Source organism: Paracoccaceae bacterium Fryx2 (assembly GCA_032334235.1).
Taxonomy (GTDB): Bacteria; Pseudomonadota; Alphaproteobacteria; order Rhodobacterales; family Rhodobacteraceae; genus JAVSGI01.
Genome location: JAVSGI010000005.1, coordinates 172,725 through 198,415, shown reverse-complemented (window position 1 = coordinate 198,415; position 25,691 = coordinate 172,725). Strand labels below are relative to the sequence as shown.

General features: G+C 69.0%; 24 protein-coding genes, 1 tRNA gene, 2 pseudogenes and 1 other annotated feature. Of the genes and pseudogenes, 10 read left to right on the top strand and 17 right to left on the bottom strand.

What is annotated here, in order from left to right:
• Positions 1 to 50: 50 nt before the first annotated feature.
• The 5 genes from RNZ50_10195 (at position 51) to RNZ50_10175 (ending at position 8,620) form a co-directional block, all read left to right on the top strand.
• Positions 51 to 1,172 carry a trypsin-like peptidase domain-containing protein gene (locus tag RNZ50_10195; GenBank protein MDT8855373.1) on the top strand — a complete coding sequence of 374 codons (1,122 nt, stop codon included), beginning with the start codon at positions 51 to 53 and terminating at the stop codon, positions 1,170 to 1,172.
• A complete protein-coding gene (locus RNZ50_10190) occupies positions 1,169 to 3,082 on the top strand; it encodes a trypsin-like peptidase domain-containing protein (protein MDT8855372.1) in 1,914 nt (637 codons plus the stop codon). The genes RNZ50_10195 and RNZ50_10190 overlap by 4 nt, the downstream gene beginning before the upstream one ends.
• 3 nt (positions 3,083 to 3,085) lie before the next feature.
• Positions 3,086 to 6,304, top strand: coding sequence for an ATP-binding protein (locus tag RNZ50_10185; protein ID MDT8855371.1), 3,219 nt, complete (start codon positions 3,086 to 3,088; stop codon positions 6,302 to 6,304).
• Between the two features lie 18 nt (positions 6,305 to 6,322).
• The gene (locus RNZ50_10180; GenBank protein MDT8855370.1) at positions 6,323 to 7,660 is read left to right on the top strand and encodes a hypothetical protein; all 1,338 of its coding nucleotides are present in this window, start codon (positions 6,323 to 6,325) and stop codon (positions 7,658 to 7,660) included.
• A 63-nt stretch (positions 7,661 to 7,723) separates the two neighbouring features.
• Complete coding sequence (locus RNZ50_10175; GenBank protein MDT8855369.1) at positions 7,724 to 8,620, top strand: hypothetical protein; 897 nt, start codon at positions 7,724 to 7,726, stop codon at positions 8,618 to 8,620.
• A 127-nt stretch (positions 8,621 to 8,747) separates the two neighbouring features.
• Here RNZ50_10175 and RNZ50_10170 read toward each other — a convergent pair.
• Both RNZ50_10170 and RNZ50_10165 read right to left on the bottom strand, forming a co-directional pair.
• A tRNA-Thr gene (locus tag RNZ50_10170) sits at positions 8,748 to 8,823 on the bottom strand.
• Between the two features lie 42 nt (positions 8,824 to 8,865).
• Positions 8,866 to 10,530, bottom strand: a complete 1,665-nt coding sequence (locus tag RNZ50_10165; GenBank protein ID MDT8855368.1) for an iron ABC transporter permease — start codon at positions 10,528 to 10,530, stop codon at positions 8,866 to 8,868.
• 96 nt (positions 10,531 to 10,626) lie between these two features.
• On the opposite strand from RNZ50_10165, the gene RNZ50_10160 reads away from it, so the two are divergent.
• On the top strand, positions 10,627 to 11,499 hold the full coding sequence (locus tag RNZ50_10160) for a hypothetical protein (GenBank protein MDT8855367.1): 873 nt from the start codon (positions 10,627 to 10,629) through the stop codon (positions 11,497 to 11,499).
• 182 nt (positions 11,500 to 11,681) lie between these two features.
• Here the strand turns inward: RNZ50_10160 and RNZ50_10155 are convergent, their stop codons facing one another.
• Both RNZ50_10155 and RNZ50_10150 read right to left on the bottom strand, forming a co-directional pair.
• The gene (locus RNZ50_10155; protein ID MDT8855366.1) at positions 11,682 to 12,014 is read right to left on the bottom strand and encodes a DUF1992 domain-containing protein; all 333 of its coding nucleotides are present in this window, start codon (positions 12,012 to 12,014) and stop codon (positions 11,682 to 11,684) included.
• Between the two features lie 112 nt (positions 12,015 to 12,126).
• Positions 12,127 to 12,381 (bottom strand): DUF2312 domain-containing protein, encoded by a 255-nt coding sequence (locus RNZ50_10150; GenBank protein MDT8855365.1) that lies wholly within the window; start codon positions 12,379 to 12,381, stop codon positions 12,127 to 12,129.
• 146 nt (positions 12,382 to 12,527) lie between these two features.
• Between RNZ50_10150 and RNZ50_10145 the strand changes: the two genes are divergently transcribed.
• Complete coding sequence (locus RNZ50_10145; GenBank protein MDT8855364.1) at positions 12,528 to 12,743, top strand: hypothetical protein; 216 nt, start codon at positions 12,528 to 12,530, stop codon at positions 12,741 to 12,743.
• Between the two features lie 3 nt (positions 12,744 to 12,746).
• Here RNZ50_10145 and RNZ50_10140 read toward each other — a convergent pair whose 3' ends face one another.
• The 3 genes from RNZ50_10140 to RNZ50_10130 form a co-directional block, all read right to left on the bottom strand.
• Entirely contained in the window at positions 12,747 to 14,534 is a 1,788-nt protein-coding gene (locus tag RNZ50_10140) for an enoyl-CoA hydratase-related protein (GenBank protein ID MDT8855363.1), read from the bottom strand.
• Between the two features lie 113 nt (positions 14,535 to 14,647).
• Positions 14,648 to 14,845: a hypothetical protein gene (locus tag RNZ50_10135; GenBank protein MDT8855362.1), complete on the bottom strand. Its 198-nt coding sequence runs from the start codon at positions 14,843 to 14,845 to the stop codon at positions 14,648 to 14,650.
• A gap of 18 nt (positions 14,846 to 14,863) precedes the next feature.
• Entirely contained in the window at positions 14,864 to 15,181 is a 318-nt protein-coding gene (locus RNZ50_10130; GenBank protein ID MDT8855361.1) for a TraR/DksA C4-type zinc finger protein, read from the bottom strand.
• Between the two features lie 317 nt (positions 15,182 to 15,498).
• On the opposite strand from RNZ50_10130, the gene RNZ50_10125 reads away from it, so the two are divergent.
• Positions 15,499 to 15,927, top strand: coding sequence for a protein tyrosine phosphatase family protein (locus RNZ50_10125; protein ID MDT8855360.1), 429 nt, complete (start codon positions 15,499 to 15,501; stop codon positions 15,925 to 15,927).
• A gap of 6 nt (positions 15,928 to 15,933) precedes the next feature.
• On the opposite strand, the gene tdh is transcribed toward RNZ50_10125, so the two are convergent.
• The 4 genes from tdh to RNZ50_10105 all read right to left on the bottom strand — a co-directional run bounded on the left by tdh (position 15,934) and on the right by RNZ50_10105 (position 20,500).
• Positions 15,934 to 16,959 carry an L-threonine 3-dehydrogenase gene (gene tdh, locus RNZ50_10120; GenBank protein ID MDT8855359.1) on the bottom strand — a complete coding sequence of 342 codons (1,026 nt, stop codon included), beginning with the start codon at positions 16,957 to 16,959 and terminating at the stop codon, positions 15,934 to 15,936.
• A gap of 8 nt (positions 16,960 to 16,967) precedes the next feature.
• Entirely contained in the window at positions 16,968 to 18,158 is a 1,191-nt protein-coding gene (locus RNZ50_10115; GenBank protein MDT8855358.1) for a glycine C-acetyltransferase, read from the bottom strand.
• Positions 18,159 to 18,407: 249 nt separating this feature from the next.
• Entirely contained in the window at positions 18,408 to 19,889 is a 1,482-nt protein-coding gene (locus RNZ50_10110) for a YdiU family protein (protein MDT8855357.1), read from the bottom strand.
• 86 nt (positions 19,890 to 19,975) lie between these two features.
• Positions 19,976 to 20,500, bottom strand: a complete 525-nt coding sequence (locus tag RNZ50_10105; GenBank protein ID MDT8855356.1) for a molybdopterin-dependent oxidoreductase — start codon at positions 20,498 to 20,500, stop codon at positions 19,976 to 19,978.
• 526 nt (positions 20,501 to 21,026) lie between these two features.
• Between RNZ50_10105 and RNZ50_10100 the strand changes: the two genes are divergently transcribed.
• Positions 21,027 to 21,173, top strand: coding sequence for a hypothetical protein (locus RNZ50_10100; GenBank protein MDT8855355.1), 147 nt, complete (start codon positions 21,027 to 21,029; stop codon positions 21,171 to 21,173).
• Positions 21,174 to 21,399: 226 nt separating this feature from the next.
• Here RNZ50_10100 and RNZ50_10095 read toward each other — a convergent pair whose 3' ends face one another.
• The 5 genes and pseudogenes from RNZ50_10095 to RNZ50_10075 all read right to left on the bottom strand — a co-directional run bounded on the left by RNZ50_10095 (position 21,400) and on the right by RNZ50_10075 (position 23,281).
• Positions 21,400 to 21,552, bottom strand: coding sequence for a hypothetical protein (locus RNZ50_10095; protein ID MDT8855354.1), 153 nt, complete (start codon positions 21,550 to 21,552; stop codon positions 21,400 to 21,402).
• A complete protein-coding gene (locus RNZ50_10090) occupies positions 21,539 to 21,715 on the bottom strand; it encodes a hypothetical protein (GenBank protein ID MDT8855353.1) in 177 nt (58 codons plus the stop codon). Before RNZ50_10090 ends, RNZ50_10095 begins: the two co-directional genes overlap by 14 nt.
• Before the next feature lie 175 nt (positions 21,716 to 21,890).
• The gene (locus RNZ50_10085) at positions 21,891 to 22,370 is read right to left on the bottom strand and encodes a CIA30 family protein (protein ID MDT8855352.1); all 480 of its coding nucleotides are present in this window, start codon (positions 22,368 to 22,370) and stop codon (positions 21,891 to 21,893) included.
• Between the two features lie 132 nt (positions 22,371 to 22,502).
• Positions 22,503 to 22,976 carry a DUF427 domain-containing protein gene (locus RNZ50_10080; protein MDT8855351.1) on the bottom strand — a complete coding sequence of 158 codons (474 nt, stop codon included), beginning with the start codon at positions 22,974 to 22,976 and terminating at the stop codon, positions 22,503 to 22,505.
• A pseudogene (locus RNZ50_10075) lies at positions 22,973 to 23,281 on the bottom strand (hypothetical protein). Before RNZ50_10075 ends, RNZ50_10080 begins: the two are co-directional and overlap by 4 nt.
• Positions 23,282 to 23,380: 99 nt before the next feature.
• On the opposite strand from RNZ50_10075, the pseudogene RNZ50_10070 reads away from it, so the two are divergent.
• Positions 23,381 to 23,944 (top strand): annotated as a pseudogene (locus tag RNZ50_10070) (transposase).
• A 373-nt stretch (positions 23,945 to 24,317) separates the two neighbouring features.
• Here RNZ50_10070 and RNZ50_10065 read toward each other — a convergent pair.
• Positions 24,318 to 25,561, bottom strand: a protein-coding gene (locus tag RNZ50_10065) for an IS3 family transposase (protein MDT8855350.1) whose coding sequence is annotated in 2 segments (ribosomal slippage) — positions 24,318 to 25,258 and positions 25,258 to 25,561 — 1,245 coding nt in all. Because the reading frame shifts where the segments join, the coding sequence is not laid out codon by codon here.
• Positions 25,149 to 25,265: a sequence feature (AL1L pseudoknot), on the bottom strand. Its footprint overlaps the gene before it by 117 nt.
• Positions 25,562 to 25,691: the final 130 nt, after the last annotated feature.

Genomic DNA, 25,691 nt, shown 5'->3' with positions numbered 1-25,691 from the left:
AGTCCTTTGATGCATTCATCCGTTCCCTCATGGGTCGCATGGTGCCCGCCATGACCCGAGATTCCGCTCAACTGGCCTTCGTGCGCCAAAGTCTGGCGGCCGCGCGCGGCGTTGCCCCGCCGCCGTCGTCCGAAACCCGCGCGGGCGACATCGAGGCCATCACCACCGAAGCCGATGCCGCCCCCGCCCCGCGCCCGCCGCAGGACGCCTTCATCGCCGACAGTCTGGAACGCGCCGACGCCAACCTGCAACGCGACCCCGGGGTTGACGATGCAGCGCGCGCCGTGGCGCTGGACGCGGCGAAGCAGGCATACGGGCGGCTGCGCGACCGGTCGGGCATCAACCTTGCCGACGTGCTGACGCTGGAGGCGATTCAGGTGTTCGACGGCTCGCGCCCTGCCGTGCTGTTCGGGCCGGATGGCCGGATCGACCCCGCCGACCCCGAGCTTGGCACCTGGGCCGAAGACATCGCCCTGCACGGCGACGACATCGCGGCGCTGGCCGGGCAGGTCGCGCTGATCCGGGGCAACGGCGGGCCGCAGGGCAGCGGCTTCCGGGCGGGGCCGGGGCTGATCGTGACCAACCGGCATGTGCTGGAAGCGATTGCCGCCGAGACGCCGGGCGGCTGGCAACTGGCCGAGGATGCCGAGGCGGTGTTTGCCACCGGGGCCGAGGCGATCACCGGCGTGGCCTTCGCGGGTGCCCTGCCGATCGGCGGCGCGATCGACCTGTCGCGGCTGGATGCGGCGGTGCTGCGGGTGGCGGGAGCGGCGCCGGGCGCGGCACTGGACGGACGGCTTGGCGCAGGCGTGATGACGCGCGACCGGCCGCTGCATGTGATCGGCTATCCGCTGGGCTGGGGCGATGCGGCGGGATTGTCGGGGGCGGAGCGGCTGTATCGGGGCAAGATCGGCAAGCTGTGCTGGTCGCCCGGCACCCTGACCGTCACACCGGGGCAGGCCCCCGACGATGCCCGCCGCGAATGGGCCTTCGGCTACGACATCTCCACCCTGCCGGGCAATTCCGGGTCGGTGGTGGCCGATCTGCGCGACAACCCGGCCGTGGCGCTGGGCCTGCACATCGGCGGCGCGACGCAGCTTGGCAACTGGGCGCACTGGCTGGCGGGGGCGTCGAACCTGCTGCGCCCGGCGGGGCTGGAGTTCGAGACATGAGCCCGCTCGACATCGGCAGCTGGCCCACCCTGCGCGACGCGCTGATCGAGGGTTTCGCAACCCATGTCCGGCCGGACCAGATCGACCGGCTGTTCCAGGGCGCGCAACCGCCCGAGCGCGCCGCGCGCACCCTGGCCGAGGCGCGGGTCGGCAGGCGGGCCGATGAACCCGTGCGCGACCAGCTGGCCTTCGCGCTGGAAATCGCGCAGGCGGGCGGCTTCCTGCCCGATTTCGCCTTTGCGCTTGGCAACCAGATGCCCGCGCCGCAAGAGGCGATCCTGCACATCCAGCGGCTGTTCGACCCGGCCGTTCCCGCCGATGCGGTGAAGTTCGAGGCGCTGGCCAGCATCCTGCTGGGGTTCGACCATCCCGGCGAGGTGGTCTACGGGATGCACCGCGGTCGGCTGAACACCTGCATCGTCGAGGTGAACGGCGCGGCGGGGCAGCTGAGCGGCACCGGCTTTCTGCTGCGCACCGATCTGGTGCTGACCAGCTTTCACACCTTCAACGGGTCGGGGTTCATCCTGCCCGGCCCGGGCACCACGGCCCGCGACCGCTTCAAGGCCGCCGAAGGCGTGCGCGGACAGATCAGCATCGTGTTCAACAACTTCCGCAACCCGGTTCTGGGCGACCGTCTGGCCGGGCGCGGCACGCCGGTCGAACTGGCACCCGACTGGCTGGTGGCGGCCAGCGACAGCAGCGCCATCGGGCCGAAGAACCTCGACTATGTGCTGATCAAGCTGGCAAGCTGCCCGCCCACCCTGCCCGGCGGGATGCCCCGCGCGCCCGACGACTTTCCGGCAGACGAGACGCAGAAGGCCAAGGTCTACCTGTTCCAGCACCCCAAGGGGTCGCAGATCCGGGTGGCGCACGGGGCGTTCCGGGTGCGGGCCGCAACGCTGTCGCGCGACGGACTTGACGTAAACGCGCTGGGCGGCACGTCGGGCGGGCCCTACACCGACCGCAATTTCCGCGTGTTTGCCCTGCATCAGGGCGCGGTCAGCGACCGGACTCTGGTGCCGGAACTGGGCGACGCGGTGAATGTGGCGGTGCCGCTGTCGTGCATCCTGGCCGACATCGGGCCGTGGCCGCCGCTGGGGGTCAGGCCGCGCGCCTTCGTCGCCACCGGGCCGTTCGGGCGCCAGCCGCTGATCGGGCGGCGGGCGACCTGCGATTTCGTGGTGCGGGCGCTGCAAGCCGACGGGCCGCGCACGCTGATCCTGCAATCGGGCACCGGGGCGCGCGGGCTGGGGCTCAGCTTCACCGCCAACATCCTGGCGGCCCTGCTGCCCGAGGATGAACACATGCTCCTGCGGCTTGGCGCCGAACATGCCTGGCACACCATGGACCCCCGGCAGTTCTGCGAAACCCTGATCGGCGGCCCGGCCCCGCTGCGCACCCTTGCCGAAGCCGCAACCTCGCAGGACCGCTGGCTGGCCGGGCCGCTGCTCGACGACCTGCGCACCGCGATGCGCGCCCGTCTCGCCTCGGCCGGAACCGGCGGCGGGCGGATCTTCTGGCTGATCCTCGACGATCTCGACCGGATCGAGATCACCGAGGGCACCGGCCTGCGCCCCTTCCTGGTGGAGCTTTACCGCGAGGCGGCGCGGTCCGACTGGCTGCGGGTCGTGCTGCTGGGCTATCGCGGCCCGCAGCTTGAACCCGCCACCTACCGGAGCGAGACCGAGGAACTGTTCCCGCTGGGCCCCGACATCATCGAGGACTATCTCGACGATCTCGATGCCTATCTGGAAACGCCGGTCGAAGCCGGGGCCAAGCTGAACCGCGAAATCGCGACCAAGGCGATGAAGGCGGTGCTGCTTTTTCCCGAGGCGCGCAGCGAGACCGAGGCGATCGCCCGCTTCCTGCGGATGTTCGCCGAGAAACTGCTGCCGACACGGCGAGGATAGGGGATGGAGATCGACGATCCGCGCCGCCGACTGCTCGACCTGCTGGAGGCCGACCTGCCCGACCCGGCGGCACTTGCCGATGCGCGGCGGGCGGTGGAAAGCCCTTCGGGCGACGCGGCCGGGGATACGGCGACGGCGACCGATGACGCCTTCGAGGCCGCCACCATCGCCTCTGCCGCCCTGCGCGGCCGCTTTTCAACCGCCGACCGCGACATTCCGCAGGGCGCCACGCAGGTGCTGGGCCCCCTGAGCGAAACCGTGACGCAGCAGGGGCGGCTGGTCTGGACGCTGCAGATCAGCCACCGGATGCAGGCTCTGGCGGCCTTGCGCGATGACGGCACGCTGGCGACGGCGCTGGCCGCGATGCCTGCGCGCCCCCTAGACCCGCTGGGCAAGGCGCTGCGCGACCTGCTGGCCGAGACGCTGAACGACGGCATTCCCACCCCGCCGGTGGCGCTGAGTTTGCCGCAACTGGAAACACGGCTTCAGGCAGCGGAATGGTTCAAGGCGCATCCCGAGGGCTGGCCCGCCACCCTGACCGGCGCCGCCGCCGACCTGCGGCGCGAGGCGGCGCTGCGCGCCATGCGCGCGGCCGAGGCACCGCTGATCGCGGGGTTCCGCGGGCGGAAGGACGAACGCGGGCGCCTGTCGGACTTCCTTGCCCGAACCGACCCGGCCGCCGATCCGCCGCCGATCTTTGCCATTTCGGCCGAAGGCGGGGCGGGCAAGTCGGCGCTGCTGGCGCGCTTTGCCGATTCGGTCCGCCGCAGGCGCAGCGTGCCGCCTTGGCTGATCGTGCGGATAGATTTCGACCGGCGGGTGCTGGCCGGGGCCGACCCGCTGGAACTGACCTTCGAATTCACCCGCCAGCTTGCCTTGCAGATGCCCGCGCTTGATGCCCCCTTTGCCGACATGCGGCGCGAGACTCGGTCCGGCGGCATTGCGTCGCAAATGGTCAAGGCCGCGACCCGCTCGACCGGCTACCGCTCGGTTTCCGAGGCCATCTACCGGATCGGCAGCGCGATGCTCGATCAGGGCCAGCTTGACCGCCCCATCCTGCTGGTTCTCGACACGCTGGAAGAGGCGCTGGCCTACCGCAGCCCCGAAGATCAGGACATGGGCGCTGCCGAAGCGATCCGCAACTGGCTGCGGATGCTGGCGCAGGCCGGTCTGTCGGGCCTGCGCGTGATCATGGCGGGGCGCGGCATTTCCGAGGCCAACAAGGCGCCGTTCTTCGCGGCAGAGGTGATGACGCTGGACGAGCTTGACCCGGACTCGGCGGCCGGAATCCTGCGCGACCGGGGCGGGCTTGGCGCCGACGACGCCGAACGGCTGGCGGCGGCCTTTCCGCGCAACCCGCTGGTGCTGCAGTTTCTCGCGCGGCTCGTCTCCGGCCCCGACGGCATCGACGTTGCAAAGCTGGTCGGCATGGCCGATGAAACGCCGTCGGGCACCGGCACCGGCAGCACCGGCCTGCCCCGGGAGCAGATCGTCCAGGGGGTGCTGTATGGCCGCATCCTGAACCATATCAGGAACGAGCGGGTCCGGGCGCTGGCCCATCCCGGCCTTGTGCTGCGGCGGGTCACGCCGACGCTGATCCGCGACGTGCTGGCACCGAACTGCGGTTTCGGCGCCATCACCGATGCCGAGGCGACGACGATGTATCAGGCGCTGGTGGCCGAACACTGGCTGGTCAGCGAAAATGTCCCCGGGGTCGAGGCGCAGCACCGGCGCGAGCTGCGCCGCACCATGCTGCGCCTGATCACGCTGGATGCCAGGATGCAGGAGCGGGCCGAGGCCGTGCATCGGGCCGCCATCGCGCATTATGACGCCGGGCGGGAACCCGGGATCGACGCCGCGCGCTCGAAGCAGGAGGCGCTGTATCACCGCATCATGCAGGGCCACCTGCCCGAAAGCGCCGCGGCCCGGCTCGACCTTGCCAAACGCTTCGACCGCGACATCGCGGATTTTCCCGACCCGGTGCAGGCCGCCCTGCTGATCGCCGCCGACCGTCCGGTGTCGGATCATCTGGCGCGCCACCTTGCCGGACCGGACCGGGCGCGCTTTCTGGACCGGCGCGGCTGGGAACTGGTCGCAGCCGACCGCCCGGCCGCCGCCCTTGCCCTGCTGAACGGGGTCGAACCGCAGGACCACGCGGCCGATGGCTGGGTGGTGCAGGCGCGGATCGACCGGGCCGAATGGTCGGCGGTTGTCATGGGGACGCGGCCCGGCCCGCCGCCGGATGCGAAAGACCTGATCCCCCTTGCCACGGCGCACCTGCTGGCCGACCGCCCGGCCGAGGCCTTCGATGCCGCCACGGCGGCGCTGGAGTCGCTGCTGAATGCCCATTTCGGCCAGGGCGGCAGCAGCTATTCCAGCGCGTCGGCCGAGTTTCATGGCGCCATAACCGCCGCGATGAAACGGGCGCTGATGGCGCATCGCGCGCTGGGGCGCAGCGGCGTGCCGGAACATTCCGCCGTGCTGTCTGCGATCGGTGCGATGGGCAAGGCGCGGCACGACATGGCCGGTGCGCGGGCAATGGATCTGGGCCATGTCGTGCTGCTGCTGCGCGCGCTGGGCGAAGGCAATGGGCCGGAACTGGTGGCGCTGACCCCCGATCATCTGCGCTTCGACGCCGGGCCGGAAGCGCCGGTCTGGCCGGTTGCGACCCCGCTGGGCAGCCTGATGCCAGACCTTGCCGCCCTTCCCGCTCCCCGCCCCGGGTCGCGTGGCGGCGACCAGGTGCCCGCAGCGGTGGCCCAGATGATCCGGCTGATGGGCCCGGTCGCACGCGACTGGGCACGGCAGGCGCAGGAGGACGGCCTGTTCGATCCGCGCCGGGTTGCCACCGAGGCCCTGTGGCAGCGGCTGCGCGCCAGTTCCCAGGACCTGCACGGCGCGGCGCGCCATGCGCTGGCCGACGCGGTGGACTCTGCCGCCGCCGAGGCGGTGTTTGCCGACTTCGCCCACCGCTGGCCCTGGCCGCCCTCGGCCAATGCCCCGCGGGCGATTGCCGCCGCCGCCCTGCGGGGCGGTTTGGCCTTCTGGGCCACGGTGGTCGAGTTCGCCGACCGTTCCGGCTGTCTCGGGGCGCTGCTCCAGACCGCCGCCCGCCACGCGACCGCCGTCGGCCCGGCCCGCCGCCTGACCGATACCGCCGCCGCCCTTGCCCGCTGGCAGGCGCTGCTCGACCCCCAGACCGCAACCGCAAAGGCCGCGTAGCCATCAAGGAGAACCGAAATGGAAGCCGTCGTCTTCATCCCGGGTATCATGGGAAGCAAGCTCGTCACCGCCAATGGCGAGGAGGTCTGGCCGCCGACCCCGGCTGAAACGATCTTCGGTTACCGCCGCACCGACAAGCTGCTGGCCGCCGACACGCGCCACGGCGGCATCATCCAGTCGGTCGCGACCTGTTTCAACGTCTATGGCTCGATCCTGCGCGACATCGGCAAGCTGGGCTTCACGTCGCAGGGTGCCGCCAAGCGGCTGCATGTCTTTGCCTACGACTGGCGGCTTGACCTAGAAACCACCGCGGCCACGCTGGCGGCGGCGCTGGACCAGGTTCATGCCGAGGGGGCGACCACCATCCACCTGATCGCCCATTCGATGGGCGGGCTGGTATCGCGGCTGGTGCTGGAGCCGGAAACCTTCCGCGCCCGGCCGTGGTTCGGCAACATCGACCTCTTTGCCTCGCTGGCCACGCCGCACCTTGGCGCGCCGCTGGCGCTGGCGCGGGTGCTGGGGCTGGACAGCACGCTGGGCGTTTCGGCGGCCGACTTCCGCCGGATCGCCGCCGACACACGCTATCCCTCGGGCTACCAGCTGCTGCCTTCGCCCGGCGAGGATGCCTGCTGGAACCAGAGCGACGACCGCCTGCGCGCGATCGACATCTTCGACCCGGCCGAAGCCGCGCGACTGGGCCTCAGCCCGGCCCTGCTCGACCGCAGGCGCTGGCTGCACGATACGCTGGCGGCCGGCACCCCGCCCGACACCTGCCGGTATTTCTACTTTGCGGGCACCGGGCACAAGACGGTGACACGGGTCAACGTGGTGGTCGATGCCGCAGGCAAGATCGACCCCGCCAGGATGGTGCTGACCCGCACCCCCGACGCGGGCGACGGCACCGTGCCGATGTGGAGCGCCCTGCCCCGGTCGGGGCAGAAACAGACGGTGGTCAACGAACATGCCTCGGTCTTTACCGGGCGACCGTTCCTGTCGGTGTTCTCGCGCCTGCTGGGCGGGCCGGCGGTTCCGGCAGTGGAACGGGTCGGGATCATCGGGATCGCCATGTCGCTTGACGCCCCGGTGCAGGAGGCGGGGATGCCGATCGAGCTGGTGCTGGTGCCAGACGCCCCGCTGGCCGAGTTCCGCGCCGACATCCGCGCCGAACGGATCGACGACGCGGGCACGGCCCTGGCCCCGCCGCAGCTTCTGGCCGCGCTCGGATTTTCCGGGGCCGACCTGACGCACCTGCGCGTCAACCTGCCGGGAATCGACGAGCCGGGCCACTACCGGCTGCACCTGTCGGGCGCCGGGGTGGACGCGGAGCCGCTGGTGCTTTCGGTCGCGGCCCGGTGACGCCGCAGGGCGCGAAAGGCAGATGACTCGGCGGCGCCAGGAACCCGTGACAGGGCAAGACAGGTGACGGGCGGCCTCGTCGTTGCGGCGGCGCTTCAGCCCGGTTTCCACCGCCGTCCCGACCCAGAGCCGGATCATCGCCTTCAGCAGCGCCGGAACCTCGTCGAACCGGCGCGCCACCATCGCAGCCTTGATCGCCCGCATCTCGCGGAAGCGGTCTTTCGGGTCGGTCGCCGGGTTGTGCGCCCGGGAATAGGACGCGCCGCGATTGAAGGTCAGCGACACCAGAACCCCGAAACAGTCACCGTTCAGCAGCCCGGTGTTGGGCAGCGCCCCCTGCGTGCTCAGCGCGAACTTGGGCAGGGTCCGCGCCCTGAACACCGCTTCCGAGGGCGCCCAGCCAATGGTGATGTGGCGCACCCCGGCCAGCAGCCCCTGCATCGTCGCCGCCGTATCCTTGCCGCTGTGAAAGCCGACGCAGCCTTCCAGCGCCGCACGGTCGGCACCGGGCAAACCGCCCAGCAGATCCGCCCAGTCGGAGCGGAACGCGTCGCGCGTCACATAGCCCAGATCGTAGCCGAAGCCGATGGTGATGCCCGACGAGGCCCTGGGCCAGATCGGGCGGCTCTTGATCACCTGTTCATAGAACGCCCGGCCGCCGGTCTCGTGATCGACGATCAGCCGGAGCGCCGCCGCCCCGACCCGCGACGCCGCCGCATCGCCGGCCGCCCCCGCTGCGGCACCGAACACACCCTCGGCCGCCGCCTCGGCGTCCAGTTCGGCGGTGATCTCTTCCTGCTCGCGGTGGGCCAGAATGGCCTCGAATTGCTCGAACTGCACGGCGTCAAGCCCGGTAGCCTGCGCCTCCGCCACGGTCTCTGTGAGCATGATGCCCCTCCCTGCCCATTTTGGATGAATCTGCCTTGCATTGAATGCGCTGCGGCCGGGGCTCGATCCTGACGGGCAGGCGGCACCGGAGGCTGCGCAGCACAGTATAATCCGATCCCCGAATCGTAGCCATGCGGTCGGGTCCGGCCGACGGAAGCGGCCGGAAACGGCAAGGCCGCCATCACGCCAAAAGCCGGATTGGTGCCCCCAGAGAGACTCGAACTCCCGACCCTCTGATTACAAATCAGATGCTCTACCAACTGAGCTATAGGGGCATCGCGCGCTCAATAGCCGGGAGCGCGGCGTCGTGCAAGCCCTCAGGCGCGATTGGCGCGGGCCAGCAGCGCCACGGCGGCCAGGCCGACCAGCATCACCAGCAGCGCGGCGGGGGCGGCCTCGCCCAGCCGTTCGAGGCTCGCCTGTTCATGCACCCGTGTGGCGAGGGTGTTGAAGTTGAACGGGCGGAGCAGCAGCGTGGCGGGCAGTTCCTTGACGCAATCGACGAACACCACCAGCAGCGCCGTGGCGACCGACCCGCGCATCAGCGGCAGGTAGACAGCCGCCAGCGCCCCCCCCGGCCCGCGCCCCAGCGACCGCGCCGCCATCGGCAGGCTTGGCGAGATGCGGCCGAAGGCGGCATCCACCGCCCCCTGCGCGATGCCGAAGAACCGCACCACATAGGCCAGCACGATCGCCGCCGAGGTGCCGGTCAGCAGCAGGCCGGGGTCGGTGCCCGTGACGGCCTGGATCGCGTCGGCCACCCGGTGATCCAGCGCCGCCAGCGGGATCAGCAGGCCCACCGCCAGCACCGCACCCGGCGCCGCATAGCCGATGGTGGTGACCGGCAGCACCAGACGCGGCAGCCCCCGCCCGGCCAGCCGCACCCCGTAAACCAGGAACAGCGCCCCCGCCACGGTCAGCACCGCCGCCGTGCCGCCAACCGTCAGCGTGTTGCCCAGCGCCTTGAACAATCCCGGCGACACCCATGCCTGCGGGTTGCGCAAAGCATGGGCCCCCATCACCGCGACCGGCAGCACGAAACCCAGCCCGAACGGCACGAGGCACGCCGCCGTCGCCACCCAGCCACGCCAGCCGGTCAGCAGGGCGGCCTCTACCGGGCGGCTCTGGCGGGCGGGGCGGTGGTGGCGGGCGTTGCGGCGGCTGAAACGCTCGACCCCGATCAGCAGCACCACGACGCTCAGCATGACGCAGGCGATCTGCGCCGCGCCCCCGGCATTGCTGCCGGTCAGCCACACCGAAAATATCCCAGTCGTCAGCGTCTGCACCCCGAAATGTTCGACCGTGCCGAAATCGGCCACGGTTTCCATCAGCGCCAGCGCCACGCCCGCCGCGATCGAAGGCCGCGCCAGCGGCAGGCCGACCCGCCAGAACAGGCCCCACGGGCCGCTGCCCAGCGCGCGCGCCACCTCGCACGAACTGCCCGACTGTTCGCGGAATGCCGAACGCGCCAGCAGATAGACATAGGGATACAGCGCCGCCGCCAGCACCACCACCGCCGCCGCGCGCGAGCGCACCTCGGGGAACCAGTAGTCGCGCGATGATTCCCAGCCGAAGGTTGCGCGAAGAAAGATCTGCAACCCCCCGGAATAATCCAGAAAATCGACCAGCGCATAAGCGCCGACATAGGCCGGGATCGCGAGCGGCAACAGCAGCGCCACATCCAGCACCCGGCTGAACGGAAAGCGGTACATCACCACCAGCCAGGCCGTGGCGGTGCCGACCACCGCCGTCAGCACCCCCACCCCCAGCATCAGCACGCCGGTATTGGCCATGTAGCGCGGCAGCACCGTCGCCAGCAGATGCGGCCAGATGTTTTCCACCGGATGAAAGGCGATCCACACCACCGACAGGATCGGCGCGACCACCAGTGCGGCAATCAGCACCGCCCCCAGCGACCAGGCGTCGGGGCGCAGATGTGCCAGCAGGGCCGACATTCGCAGTTGACTGTTTTGCTCGGCCATCCTGATTCCCGACTACAGGAAAGCGGTTTAACTGTCCAGAAAAGCCCGTATAGTCGCGCCGACAGCCTGACCTCAAGACCGGACCGATACACCCCGATGCGCATTGTCTATCACCTTGGCGCCCATTGCACCGACGAAGAACGCCTGCTGCGATGCCTGCTGAAGAACCGTGGCGCGCTTGCGGCAGAGGGCATCGTGGTGCCGGGGCCCGCGCGCTACCGCACCCTGCTGCGCGACACCGCGGTGACGCTGAAGGGCATGACGGCGACGCAGGACACCCAGGCGCTGGTGCTCGACCAGATCATGGACGAGGACGTGGCCGAACGGCTGATCCTGTCGTGGGACAGTTTTCTGGCCTTTCCGCAGGGCGTGCTGCGCCGCACGCTCTATCCGGCCGCGGCAGAGCGGATGCGGTCCTTCACCCAGATCTTCCCGCAGATCGAGGCCGAATTCTTCCTCGCCATCCGCAGTCCGGCGACCTTCCTGCCCGCCCTGTTCGCCAAGCAGCGCGGCAAGAGCTATGCCGAATTCACCGAAGAGGCCGACCTTGCCACCCTGCGCTGGTCCGACCTGATCGCCGAGATCCGCCACGCCAACCCCGACGTGCCGCTGACCGTGTGGTGCGACGAGGACACGCCGCTGATCTGGCCCGAGGTGCTGCGCGCCGTGTCGGGCCATTCGCCCGGCCTGCGGCTGGAGGAGGACGACGACCTTCTGGCCGCGATCATGTCGCCCGACGGGTTCCGCCGGATGAATGCCTATCTGGAAGGGCATCCGCCGGCCAACGAGATGCAGCGCCGCCGCGTCGTCTCGGCCTTCCTCGACAAGTTCGCCCTGCCCGAACAGATCGAGATGGAACTGGAAATGCCGGGCTGGACCGAGGAACTGGTCGCCGCCCTGACGCTGACCTACGACCGCGACGTGGCCCTGATCGCCCGCCGCCCGGATGTGACCTTCCTGGCACCGTGACGGCAGCGCGGCACGACCGACCCCGGTCGCCCACGCCCCTGCCAAACCGTCCGGCGCAATGCTGTCCCGAAAGCCGTTTGCCAGACCTGTTTCGCGCACCGGTCCGCGCGGTGCGACTATCCGGCAGCCCCCGCCCGCGCCGAGGCCCCTGGTGCAGGCCGATAGAGCGTGGTCCCCTGCGCCTATTCCTTCATGAAACGCCGCCGGGCCTCCTCGGCGATCGCCTGGCGCATCTCCAGCCCGGCAAGTTCGGCCAACGCCACCTTGCGCTCGGCGATGTTCTCGATAGTTGCCAGGCGGGCGCGTTGCAGCGCCACCTGCTTGCGCAGCACGATTTCCTCGGGCAGCACCCCGGCCTGCGCCATGATGCGGAACCCCGCCGCCTCGCCCGCCGAGACGAAGGCATCGCCGGTACGTTCGGGCAGGGGCTTGCCCTCCCCGGGCAACCCCTGAAGCTGGCCCTCCAGCCGCGCCTTCTGTATCTGCCGTTCGACAAGACTGCTCAGCCAGGACATCTCTCGCCTCCCCCGGACGGGATCAACCTCACGGGCGGGGCCCGTCCCTGCCCCGCACCTTCAGCCGCCGCCCGGGCAATGCCGGGCGCGGCCCTGCAAGGCTCGAAGCCGCTCAGGCCATCCCGAGCGCGGCCTTGTAAAGTTCGAGGATCGACTCTTCCTCGGCAATGTCGTCGGGCTTGCGCTTGCGCAGCGCCACGACCTTCTTCATCACCTTTGTATCATAACCGCGGCCCTTGGCTTCGGCCATCAGTTCCTTCTGCTGTTCGGCCACATCCTTCTTTTCCGATTCCAGCTGCTCGAAGCGTTCGATGAACTGGCGCAGCTCGTCTGCGGTGACGTTGTAGCTGTCGAGGGGGTCGCTCATGATGTGTCTCTGGTCCTGATGGGAATTGGCTCGCCCCTTCCCTATCCGGCGACCGGGGCCGGATCAAGCGGCCGGCGTCAGATCGCGTTCTTGCCAGATGCCCCCGGCTCGGCTACGCCGCTTCTGGGTAAAGCAGCGAGGGTGTGATGGATCTTCTGGTCGGGATCGGGTCGGTGGTGTCGCTGGCCGGGGTGGCGGGGCTGGTCTGGTGCGTGGTCCTGGCGCTGAAGGCACGCCGCGCCGGGCTTGACAACGACGCCATGCGCGCCCGGCTGCAACGCGTCGTGGTGCTGAACATGGGCGCGCTCGGGGTCTCGGCGCTGGGTCTGATGCTGGTGGTGGCAGGCATCTTCCTCGGCTGAGTCTCAGCCCGGGTCACCAAATCTCTGACCCTTTGCCAGCAGATCGTCGATCAGCGGCGCCACAGCCCAGAACGCCGGGTCTTCGGCCTGCCAGCCGCGCAGATCACGGCGCAGGACCAGCAGCCCGCGCGCATCGGCCCAGTGCATCGGCCCGCCCTGCCAGCGGGCAAAGCCCTGCCCCAGCACCAGCGCGAGGTCGATGTCCGACGCCCGCTGCACCAGCCCCGCCCCCAGGAGCCGCGCGCCCTCGTTGGCCAGCGCCGACAGCACGCGCCGCACCGCCTCGTCAGGCACCGCACCCGGCCCGGCGGGCCCCGCCAGCCCCGGCAGCCCGTGCCGGCCGAGCGTGGCGGCCAAAGCGCCCGGCGCCGCCCCCGCCGCCACGATCTGCGCCACCGCCGCCCGCCCCGCCGCCAGCATCCGGGCGCAAAGCTCGCCCGGCGCGGCCACCCGCACGGCGACGCGGCCCAGCCGCCTGACGATTGCCAGCAGCGCCGCCACCGTTTCGGGCGCGGTGCCCGGGCCCACCACCACCTCGGCCAGCCCCCCGACCAGCCGCAGGCCCGCGACATCGCCCGCCCGGTCGGGCGCGGGGTCGGCCCAGCCGCCGGTCTGCACCACCATCACCCCGGCGCGGCTGGCCGTCAGCACCAGCGCCAGCGCCGCCGCCGGGGCCAGCACCAGATCGGCACCCGCCATTGCCTCCAGCCCCAGCGCGGGCGTCAGCCGCGCCCAGTCGGCATCGCGCGCCTCGGGCGTCAGCCGCCCGGCCAGCACCGCCGCCTCCTGCGCGCCGGCAATCCGTTCCAGCGCCGCCACCAGCGCCGCCCGGTCGGGGTCGACCAGCACCACCGCAAACCCGGCCTGGGTCAGCGCCAGCGCCGTATCCGCGCCCGCCCCGCCGATCACCGCCACAGAGCCCACGGGTCGCGCCACGGCCTTCGCCTCGGGCATCCGCCCCGCCATGCGCTCGGCAAAGAACACATGGCGCAGCGCCGCCGCCTCTGGCGTGGCAACCAGATCGAGAAAGGCGCTGCGCTCATAGGCCAGACCCTGATCGAACGGCAACAGCAGCGCCGCCTCGACGCAGTCGATGATGCGGCCGGGGCCGGGCAGCCGCGCGCCCCCCTGCGCCCGCCGCGCGGTGGCGACCGCCGCCTGATAGGCCAGCGGGTCGCGCATCCCGTCGCGCCGTGCGGAGGTCGGCACCGGAACCGTGCCCGCCAGTTCCCGCGCCATCGCCAGCGCCGCCCCGGCCACGTCCTGTTCCACCACCCGGTCAAGCATCCCCAGCGCCAGCGCCTCGGCCGCGCCGACCGGCCTGCCGGTCAGCATCAGCCGCAACGCCTGTTCCGCCCCTATCAGTCGTGGCAGGCGCTGCGTGCCGCCCGCGCCGGGCAGGATGCCCAGCCCGACCTCGGGCAGCCCCAGCCGCGCGCCGGAATCGGCCACGCGGCCATGCGCCGCCAGCGCCAGTTCCAGCCCGCCGCCCAGCGCCGTGCCATGCAGCGCCGCCACCACCGGCTTGCCCAGCGCCTCGATCTGATTGCACAGATCGGGCAGCAGGGGCGGCACCGCAGGCTTGCCGAACTCCGAAATATCCGCCCCGGCGGGGAAGGTCCGACCCGCAGCGCGGATCACCACGGCATGAATCTCCGGGTCGCGCGCAGCCAGTGCCAGCCCGTCGGCCAGCCCGGCCCGCACCGCCTGCCCCAGGGCATTCACCGGCGGGCTGTCGATCACCAGCACCAGCACCGCACCGTCGCGGCTTTGCCGCACCACCTCACCCATCAGGACACCCCATTCCCCACGCCCCCACTAAAGAGGCCGGGTGGTGGAATGGCAACCGGTTCCGCAGCGGGCAGCGCGCGCGGCCGGTCAGGTCGACAGGTCAGGTCGGCCGATCAGACCGGCAGGTTGTCGAACCCCGCCTCGACCGCGTCTTCTTCCATCAGGGCCACATCCTCGGCCCGTCCGCTGGTCTTGACATCAGGCTGCGCCGGGATGATGCGCACCAGCGCCTCCATCTCGGAAAACAGCATTCCCAGCGGGTGCTGCACCGCCTTCGCGGGATCGGGTGCGTCGGGAGAGTCGGGTGCCATCATATCCTCCGTCCGGTTTCAGGCCGCGCAGTTGCGGCAGAATGGGGTGTAGGGCAGCACGTCCAGCCGTTCGTCGCCGATCGCTGCCCCGCAGGTGACGCAAAAGCCGTATTCGCCGCCTTCGATGCGCGCCAGCGCGGCCTCGATCGCGCGGATCTCCTGCTGGCCCGAAAGGCCCATGCCTTCCAGCACCTCGTCGGCCTCGCGTTCGGTGGCCAGGTCTTCCCAATCCTTCGACCCATGCGACTCCAGTTCGTCCGCTATGGTAAGCAACCGCTCCCTGAGATCGGCAAGCCGGGACTCGAGGGCCACCTTGCGTTCGGGAATATCTGTCATCCGCGCCTCCTGCCATTTCATTTCAAACCGTAGGGTGCTCCACCCCTCCCCGCCTTGATGCAGGTCAACCCGTGTTGGGGGGCGGGGGGCGCGCGTTCGGGCCGTTGCCATCCCTAGACGATCCCGGGGATGCGTCAACCCCGGCCCTGCCGCTGCACCCGCAGGCGGCGGAAGGCCGCCCTGCACCCGGCCCGCGCCGCGGCTGGTCGCACGCGCGCCCCGGGGGGCAGGATGCCCTTCCTCTTGGCAAGGGCTGTGGCTATGGTGGCTGCGACCGCATTCCGCTGCATCGACAGCCCCCGCCGCAAGGACACCGTATGGACCTTCGCCCGCTCACGCCGACCTACGCCGTCTCGCCCCAGATTACCCCCGACGACCTGCCCGCCATCAAGGCGGCAGGCTACACCACGGTGATCGACAATCGCCCCGATGCCGAGATTCCTGGCGACCTTCACACGCCCGTGATGCGCGCCGCCGCCGAGGCGCTTGGCCTTGCTTTCGTCGCCAACCCGGTGATCGGCGGCGCCCTGACCATGGCCAATGTCGAGGCGCAACGCGCTGCGATTGCCGCCGCCCCCGGCCCGGTCTTCGCCTACTGCGCCTCGGGCAACCGCTCGTCGGTGGTCTGGGCGCTGGTCAACGCGGGCCAGATGCCGACCGACGACCTGATCGGCCTGCCCGCCCGCCACGGCTATCAGCTCGAAGGTCTGCGCGGCCAGATCGAGGCGCTGGCGCGAGAGGGCTGAGGCGCCTCAGCCCCAGTCCAGCACCACCTTGCCGCTCTGCCCCGACCGCATCGCGGCAAACCCTTCCTCGAAACGCTCAACCGGAAAGCGGTGGGTGATCACCCGCCGCACGTCCAGCCCGTTTTCCAGCATGGCGATCATCTTGTACCAGGTCTCGAAGATCTCGCGGCCATAGACGCCCTTCAGCGTGATCGCCTTGAACACGATCCGGCTCCAGTCCACCGGGCTTTTTCCGGGCGGAATGCCCAGAAGGGCGATGCGCCCGCCCATCACCATCGCCTCGACCATCTGGTCAAGCCCGGCCTGCGACCCCGACATCTCCATCCCGACATCGAAGCCCTGCACGATCTTCAGCCGCGCCATCACCTCGCGCAGATCCTCGGTCGCCACGTTCACCGGCGTCACGTCGGCCACCTGGACCGCCAGCGCAAGGCGAGCGGGGTTGATGTCGGTGATCACCACATGGCGCGCACCGACGTGGCGCGCCACCGCCGCCGCCATGATCCCGATCGGCCCCGCCCCGGTGATCAGCACATCCTCGCCCACCAGATCGAAGCTCAGCGCGGTGTGCACCGCATTGCCCAGCGGGTCGAGAATCGCGCCGATCTCGTCGTCGATGCCATCGGGCAAAGGCACCACGTTGAAGGCGGGCAGCCGCAGGTATTGCGCAAAGGCCCCCGGTTCGTTGACCCCGATCCCCCGCGTCTCGGGGTCGAGGTGGAACTTCCCCGCCCGGCTCTGCCGCGACTGCCGCCCGATCAGGTGCCCCTCGCCCGAGCACCGCTGCCCCAGCGCCAGCCCTTCGACATTGCGGCCAAGCTCGACGATCTCGCCCGCGAACTCGTGCCCCGTCACCAGCGGCACCGGCACCGTGCGCTGCGCCCAGGCGTCCCAGTTCCAGATGTGGATGTCGGTGCCGCAGATGCCGGTCTTGCGCACCTTGATCAGCACGTCATCCGGCCCGATCTCGGGCACGGGGCGGGTTTCCATCCACAGCCCCGGCTCTGCCTTCGCCTTCACCAGTGCCGTCATCTCGTTGGTCATATCGCCCCCACCTCGCGCCCGGCCTCGCGAAAGGCCGCCAGCGCGAACGCCAGATCATCCTGCGTCAGCGCCGCATTCATCTGCGTCCTGATCCGGGCCTGCCCCTTCGGCACCACCGGAAAGAAGAACCCGGCGACATACACGCCCCGGTCATAAAGCGCCGCCGCCATGCGCTGCGCAAGCACAGCATCGCCCAGCATCACCGGAATGATCGGATGCGACCCCGGCAGCAGCGCGAACCCCGCCTCCGCCAGCCCCGCCCGCCAGAAGGCGGCGTTTTCCACCAGCCGTGCCCGCAGATCGTCGGCCGCCTCAACCAGATCCAGCGCCGCCAGCCCCGCAGCCACCACCGCAGGCGGCAGCGCGTTGGAGAACAGATAGGGCCGTGCCCGCTGCCGCAAGAGATCAATCACCGCCTGCGGCCCGGCGACATAGCCGCCGAGCGCCCCGCCCAGCGCCTTGCCCAGCGTGCCGGTCAGGATATCCACCTCCACCCCGAAATGCGCCGCCGTGCCCCGCCCCTGCGGCCCGACAAAGCCGGTGGCGTGGCAGTCATCCACCATCACCAGCGCGCCATGCGCCCCGGCCAGCGCGGTGATCCCCGGCAGGTCGGCCAGCGTGCCATCCATCGAGAACACACCGTCGGTGGCGATCAGGATGAACCGCGCGCCATCCGCCCGCGCCTGCCGCAACTGCGCCTCCAGATCGCCCATGTCCGACGTCGCATAGCGATACCGCCGCGCCTTGCAGAGCCTTATGCCGTCGATGATCGAGGCGTGGTTCAGGCTGTCGGAAATCACCGCGTCCTCCGGCCCCAGCAAGGGCTCGAACAACCCGCCGTTGGCGTCGAAACAGGCGGCAAACAGGATCGCGTCATCCTTGCCGAGATACGCCGCCAGCCGCGCCTCCAGCCCGCGGTGCAGATCCTGCGTGCCGCAGATGAAGCGCACCGAGGCCATGCCGTAGCCGTGCTGATCCATCGCCGCCTTCGCCGCCGCGATCAGCGCCGGATGATCCGCCAGCCCCAGATAATTGTTGGCACAAAGGTTCACCAGCACCCGCCCCGCCACCTCCACCCGCGCGCCCTGCGCCGAGGTGATCAGCCGCTCGCGCTTCATCAACCCCTCCGCCTCGATGCCGCGCAGGGTTTCCCCCAGATGCGCCAGAAACGCCGCCCTGTCCGCCATTCCGTTCTCTCCTGCACATCGCCGCAAAATCGCCGCCACATGACGCATCGGAATCCACCAGACCCGGATTCCCCCATTCACCTTTGCCCAAATATCCCGGGGGTGCGGGGGCTGGCCCCCGCCCTGCCCCGGCCGCGATCACCGGGACAGCCGTGCGCGACCTCGATCCCGGCGCTCGCCCCCGCCACCAGCCATCGTTCGTCCCCAATCGCGCCACCCTGCGGTGGGGCCGCGGCGCGTCAACCCTGCTCAGGTGCCACAGAAGGTTCGGTAGCCCGCGAAACTGGCCGGTGCGGGAAGGGCATAGGCCTCGAACCCCGGCCGGTCGGCAAACGGCGCCTCCAGCACCCCCAGCAGCGCCTCGAACGGCGCCATGTCGCCCGCGACGGCAGCCCCCAGCGCGCCTTCGACCATGTGGTTGCGCGGAATGGTGACCGGGTTCACCGCATCCATCCGCGCCGCGGCCCCCGGTGCCAGCCGCGCCCGCCAGCGCGGCAGCCAGGCGTCCAGCGCCGCCGGGTCGGCGAACAGCGGCCGCACCGCCCGGGCATCGCCCGCCACCGCGCGCGACAGGCGCCGGAAGGTCAGCGTCCAGTCCGCGCCCTCGCCCCCGGGCCCCGCCATCGCCGCCAGCAGTCCTTCGGCCAGTGCGAGATCGCCGTCCTCCTCGCCGACCAGCCCCAGCTTGGCGCGCATCTGCCCCAGCCATTCGGCGCGGTAAAGCGGCATGATCCGCTCCAGCGCCGCCGTCGCCAGCGCCACCGCCCGGTCCTCGTCGGCATCGATCAGCCCCAGCAGCGTCTCGGCCAGCCGCGCCAGGTTCCAGCCCAGGATCAGCGGCTGGTTGCCATAGGCGTAGCGCCCGGTATGGTCGATCGAGCTGAACACCGTGCCTGGGTCATAGGCATCCATGAAGGCGCAGGGGCCATAGTCGATGGTCTCGCCCGAGATCGCCATGTTGTCGGTGTTCATCACGCCGTGGATGAACCCCACCGCCATCCAGCGCGCCACCAGCGCCGCCTGCCGCGCCGCGACCGCCTCGAAGAAGGCCAGATAGGGGTTCGCAGCCCCTGCCAAATCGGGCCCCGCCACCTCAGGGTAATGACGCGCGATGCTGTAATCGGCCAGCGCGCGCAACTTGTCGCTCTCGCCGCGCGCCGCGAAGAACTGGAAGGTGCCGACCCGGATGTGGCTTGCCGCCACCCGCGTCAGCACCGCGCCGGGCAGTTCCACCTCGCGCAGCACCGGCGCGCCGGTCGCCACCGCCGCCAGCGCCCGCGTCGTCGGGATGCCCAGCGCCTGCATTGCCTCGCCGATCAGGTATTCGCGCAGCACCGGCCCGACCGTCGCCTTGCCGTCGCCGCCGCGCGAGAACACCGTGCGGCCCGACCCTTTCAGCGCGATGTCGCGCCGCTGCCCGTGCCGGTCGATCACCTCGCCCAGCAGCAGCGCCCGCCCGTCGCCAAGCTGCGGCGAAAACCCGCCGAACTGGTGCCCGGCATAGGCCTGCGCGATGGGCTGCGCCCCCTCGGGCACCACGTTGCCGGAAAACACCGCCGCCGCGTCAAGACTGTCGGGGTCCAGCCCCAATTCTTCGGCCAGCGCCCGGTTCAGCCGCAACAGGCGCGGCGCGGGCACGCGCACGGGCCGCGATTCGACATAAAGCCCCGGCAGGTCGCGGGCATAGCTGTTGTCGAAACGGAAGGCGGGGCGGGCGGGGGCAGTGTCCATCGGCATCTCCTGGCAGCATACCCCGGCCGCTGCGGGCTTTCCCGCGATATGGGGCGCGGGCCGGGGCCGGGCAAGGGTGCGCCGCCTCAGGGCCGGATGTCGAGCCGGTTCAGCTGCCAGACCGACCGGCCATGGATCACCGCTGTCTGCCAGGCCGGATCGGCATCATAGGGATAGACCACCCAGAGCGGCCCCATGTCGCGCACCGTCATTTCCACGTCGTCACGGGCAAAGGCGAGGATCGGCCCGCCCTCGACGGCATCGCTGCGCGGAATGGTGGCCTGATAGTCGTTCAGCGCGATGGCCACCACCGTGTCGCCCTGCGCCCCGACCCGGTCCAGCACCCGCGACAGCGGCACGCCGGTGAAGCGGATCACGCCACTGGTCCATGGCGTCGAGGTGGAAACCGAGACCGCCCCCAGCCCCTGCAGCATGTCCAGATCGAACCGGGCGGCGCCTGCGTCATTGGTCACGCCGATCCGGCCGCTGACGTGCAGGATCACCTCGCCCGTCGGAGAGGGCAACGGCTCGAAGGCCGAAACCTTGCCGGGCAGCGCATGGACCCACACCGCAGCCAGCAGGGACAGCGCAGACGGTGCATGGACTGACATGAACGACATTTCCCCCAACCCGGTTGGACGGTCCGGCAGCACATTAACGGGTCATGTGTCGCTTTCGTCAACCGGAAGCTCCGGAATGCCCGCCAAACGGCCCGCGAGGGCCGCCTTGCCCGGCAGGATGCCCGGAATTGCGGCATCCGCACCCGTCTCGGCCGAGCTGACGGCCGGAACGTGCATACCATGAAACTGGTCGGGGCGAGAAGATTCGAACTTCCGACCTACGGTATCCAAAGGTTCGTGGACCGGCTGAATCTTCACAATCTTTTTGTAAACCGAACCCGAAACCCCTGAAGAAGATCAATGGCTCAGCATAGCCGTTGTAAACCAAGAACACAAACTCCGATGTTGCCCGGAAAACACGTTCAAGATCAGATACATTAATCAAACGCCGTTTTCCCGTCGAGATGACCGGACTTATGACGACCCATCTCCGGAATCGCCAGATGGAGCCATCTCCGGAATCCGGAGTATAACCTTGTAAGGGAACCTTTAACTAAACTTGTAAAGGAGGAGGAGGATGCGCAAACGCGCGAGATATTTTGATCGTTTCTTCGCAGAGCTGCTGACTGCGCTGGGCATCAATCCGAACGGCTCCCTGCCCGCCTGGTGGCAAGGCTGGCCAGCCAAACCCATGTGCGCCGCTGGATCGACGACCTTGGCCTGACCGAGGACCGGATCATCGAGACCGCCCTGGAAATCCGGAGGGACCACCCTGCCCCACCCGACGGCCCCAAGGCCCTTGATCGGGCGATGGAACGCGCTGCCATGCGCGATGCTCAGATTGCGGCGGCTTCCTCCAAGGCCCTGACCGGCAAACGCCAGCCCAAGCGCACAGAGGGCACCCGGCCCAGTGAGCTCCCCCCCGAAGTTCGGACAGTTTTCCGGCTGGTTTAAGCTACTGCCTGCTGCTGCTGAACAGTTTCGATGCTGTTGAAGTAGACCACGGCGGGCGGTTGCTTGACCTGTGCCTGGGTCGACTGGCGAACATAGACCACAGCTTTGCGCTGGAGGATGGCTGGCGGGAGAAAGTCACCGTCCATCATCGTACTCCTCCGCTTTGGCGATCCCCGCCGCTTCCGTCAGCAGGATTGCCAGGCGCGCTACGGCCTCCTGGTGATCGTGCGGGTCCATCCCTCTCAGCAGCAAAGGGTCGAACCACATCTGCAATTGCTTCGGCGAAAACAGTCTGGCTGGCAGGTCGTGCATCGGTCTGCTCCTCTCTGGCGGTGATGTCGCCAGATGAGCTTCGCCTAAGACCACGCCGCTTCAGAAGGTCGAGACGGGCAGCACCCTGGTGCGCCGACTTCAGCCAGAGGTCGGACAATGTCCTGCGGCGGGGATTGAACCAGATGCGGCTGAAGGCGTGCCACCTTCATCCGGGTCAGTAAAACCCCACCGCGCGAACGTCGATCCGGGCGTCGTGGTCGCGGCCGTAGGCGACGACCGCAACCGATGTCAGACCACCGGGGGCAGGAACGCTGCGCAAAAGCCCGCCCGAGGCTTCGAAGGCGTCAAGCGGAAGCCGAACTTCGGCCCAGTTGTCGGTCACATCGAACCCTGCCTGATAATACTGCCACGGCAACAGCGTCCCGCCGGTGCGCAAGTGCACGAAATAGCGCTGGTTGTTGCCGCGCACGATCAGCCGCACGCCGGTTGTGCCTTCGGGCGGCGGGGTGGCAAGGTCCAGCCGCATCTGGATGAACCCACCCCGGTTGGCCGTGCTGACGCGGCCCGCCATCCGCGCAAAGGCGTGGCCGTCCTCTGTGGCAAAGGCGACGCCTCCGGTAGACACGCCCCCCATCACCTGATCGGTAAAGAACCGCCAGCGGCTTTCAGGCTGCATCTTGAAATCCTCGATCATCGCAGTTTGCGCGGGCGGCGTTTGGGCCATAACGGGCGGCAGGGCCGCACATATCAAGGCCGCCGCCATCAAGAGTGGGATCAGACCGCGTGTTGACATCATGGCCTCCAGGCCGGTCTTGCACTGCGCATCCTACCAGTGCTGCGTTCCAGGCGCACCCTTGATCTGCCCGTCCAGATTTGGCGTGACCCAGCCACCATAAAAGTTGCCCGGTTGCGGGAGGACCCGCAGATCACCGACCCAAACCTCATCCATCTGGGCGGCATAAAACGCGACATGTCCCGCAATCGCGGCAAACGGCGCAGTGGGGGCGTCATAGGCCCAGGCGGCGCGGGGGGCGGCCGCAGATCCCGCCACCACGTCGAAATACCGCGCAACCCCCTTCCATTCGCAAAAGCTGCTGCCCTGCGCTGGGTTCAGGGTGGCGTGAATATCTTGCAGGGGCAGGTAATAGGTTGGCGCGTGGTGCGTCTCCAGCACCCGCAGGGCGCGCGTCGTATCCGCGACAAGGGCGCCGCCAAGCCGGAGGGTGATCCGCTGCGGCACCGGTTCCAGCGCCGGGGGGCGCGGGTAGGACTGGACGTTCTCGCGCGGAAGGTCGGTCATTTGGCGGCTCCAGCGTCAAGGGGTTTTCGCGCAATGCCCATGTAAAGGATGGCGGTCAGGGCATAAGGCACGTCAGCGCGATACCGCGCGAAGCGGTCGCCATAGCGCGCGGCAAAGCGGCGTTCCTTCAGGCGCGGGGCAGCCAGGCAATAGGCGGTAAAGCTGACGGCCAGCACCAGTTGATCCGGCGTCCAGACCGGCACGGTCCAAAGCGTCAGCGCAAAGGCCACATAGATCGGCTGGCGGATCAGGCGGAACAGCCCTTGGGTCGGCATATCGGGAAACACCGGCCGGATGCGCGCCAGGTGGTGTCGCGGGAGTGGTGGAAATTTGAAGGCGGCGTAATCTCCGGGTGAACTGAAACCCACCCAGCCGGCGGCGCCAACCGCCAGGGAGATCACGCCATGAACGACATTACCGACAGCTCGGCCTTTTCGCTACTGCCCGACACGACCGGGTATGACCCGATCGAGGAGCGCCTGCGGGCAAGCGTCCGCGCGACCATCGAGACCATGTTTGAAGAGGAACTGGCCGAGTTTCTCGGCCGCATGCGCTACGGTCGCGGCGACGAGAAGGCGAAGGGCTATCGCCACGGGCACCGCGAGCGGCAGCTGACCGGCACCTTCGGCACCGAAACGGTGCGCGTGCCCCGCGCCCGGGTCGAGGACGAGGACGGCAAGGCTAAGGAATGGCGCTCGAAGGCGCTGCCGCGCTACCAGCGGCTGACGAAGAAGGCCGAGGCGCTGATCGCGGCGGTCTATCTTGCCGGGACCAACACCCGGCGCGTCAAGCGGGCGCTGTTCGGGCTGTTCGAGGGCGCCGTCAGCAAGGATGTGGTCAGCCGGGCCTGGCGCAAGGTGAAGGTGGACTGGGAAGCCTGGTCGGCCCGCAGCCTGGCCGACGAGGACATCGTCCGGCTGATCCTCGACGGCACCGTGATCCGGACCCGGCTGGACCGCAAGGCCACCTGTTGCGCGACAACCATCTTGGCCGGTGCCGGCAACCACCTTGGCCGGTGGGGCTGAACGGAAGACGGGCATGCCCGTCTGGAGGGCAGCCCCACCGGCCTGATTGATTTCGGGGAAGGTGCTGGTCGCTGCGGGTTGGTAAGCCGGGTTCCTCTGCCGTCAAACGGAGGATCCGGGTTGGCCTACAAACCCATCAACGACCAGCAATTGAGATTATACATGTCCGACCTCCAGAAGCACAGTCAGCGCACGTCGGCCGCCCGCGCCGGGTTCAGTGAGCGCACGGCCCGACGGTTCGATGCCGATCCGACGCTGCCCTCGAACCGCAAGATTGAACCGCCCCGGGTTTACCGGAGGGTGGTTTGTTCAATGACTACGCGACCATATCGAGTGAGTTCAGGTTTGCATAGAACGCCTCCTCTGCTTCTGCGGGTGGGATGTATCCGATTGGGCCAAGCAGGCGGCGGTTGTTATACCAATCGATCCATTTCAGCGTTTCCCATTCGACCTCGCGCATTGATTTCCAGGGGCCGATCTGGTTGATGACCTCTGTCTTGAACAGGCCGATGACGCATTCAGCCAAGGCGTTGTCATAGGCATCGCCAACTGTTCCAACGGAAAGGTCGATCTCGGCCTTGGCCAGGCGTTCGGTGTATTTGATCGACAGGTATTGTGATCCGCGGTCCGAATGGTGGACCAAGCTCTTGTTATCCGGCGTCTTTCTTTGCCAGATCGCTTGCTCCAGCGCGTCGAGCACAAACTGGGTCTTCATCGATGTCGAGACGCGCCAACCGACAATACGACGTGCAAAGACGTCGATGACGAAGGCCACGTAGACGGTGCCGGACCATGTGGGCACATAGGTGAAATCTGAAACCCACAGCTTGTTCGGCCGATCCGCCATGAACAGCCGGTTCACCTTGTCGTCCGGGCAAGGCAGAGACGTGTCAGGATTGGTCGTGATGACCTTCTTGCCACGGACCACGCCCCTGATGCCCAGATGGCGCATCAATCGTTCCACGGTGCAGCGGGCGGCGTCTTCACCCTGCCGTCGCAAAACATGCCAGATCTTCCGCGCGCCATAGAGCTTGCGGTTGGCATCCCAGGCCGCGTCGATCTTGAGGCTCAGGGCGGCATCCGATTTGGCCCGGGCCGAGGCCCGGTCAGGATCACGCATGATCGCCCGCCGGTCATAAAAGGTGGAAGGGGCAAACTGCAGTGCCCTGCAGATCGGCTCGACCCCGAATGCCTCTCGGCTTTCCTCAATGAAAGCAGTCATTTGCGAAACGGGCGGTCGAGCTCCGCCTGGGCAAAATACGCTGAAGCTTTGCGCAGAATCTCGTTCGCTTGCCGCAGTTCCCGGTTCTCGCGCTCAAGCTCTTTGATCCGCGCGATCTCAGCGCTGGTAGGTCCCGGCCGTTCGCCACCATCGCGCTGGACCTGTCGCATCCAGACGCGAAGGCTGTCCGTCGAACAGCCCAATTTACCTGCAATCGCCGTCAGCGCCGCAGCCTCGCTCTGATAATCATCGCGGTGTTCCATCGCCAGCCGCACCGCACGCTCGCGGAACTCAGGTGAATACGGCTTCGAGGTCTTCTTCTTTGAGGTCTGTTCCATAACGGGCAATTCTCCGTGTTCAGCGACAACCATCTTGGCCGGTGCCGACAACCACCTTGGCCGGTGGGGCTGAACGGAAGACGGGCATGCCCGTCTGGAGGGCAGCCCCACCGGCTTGATTGATTTCGGG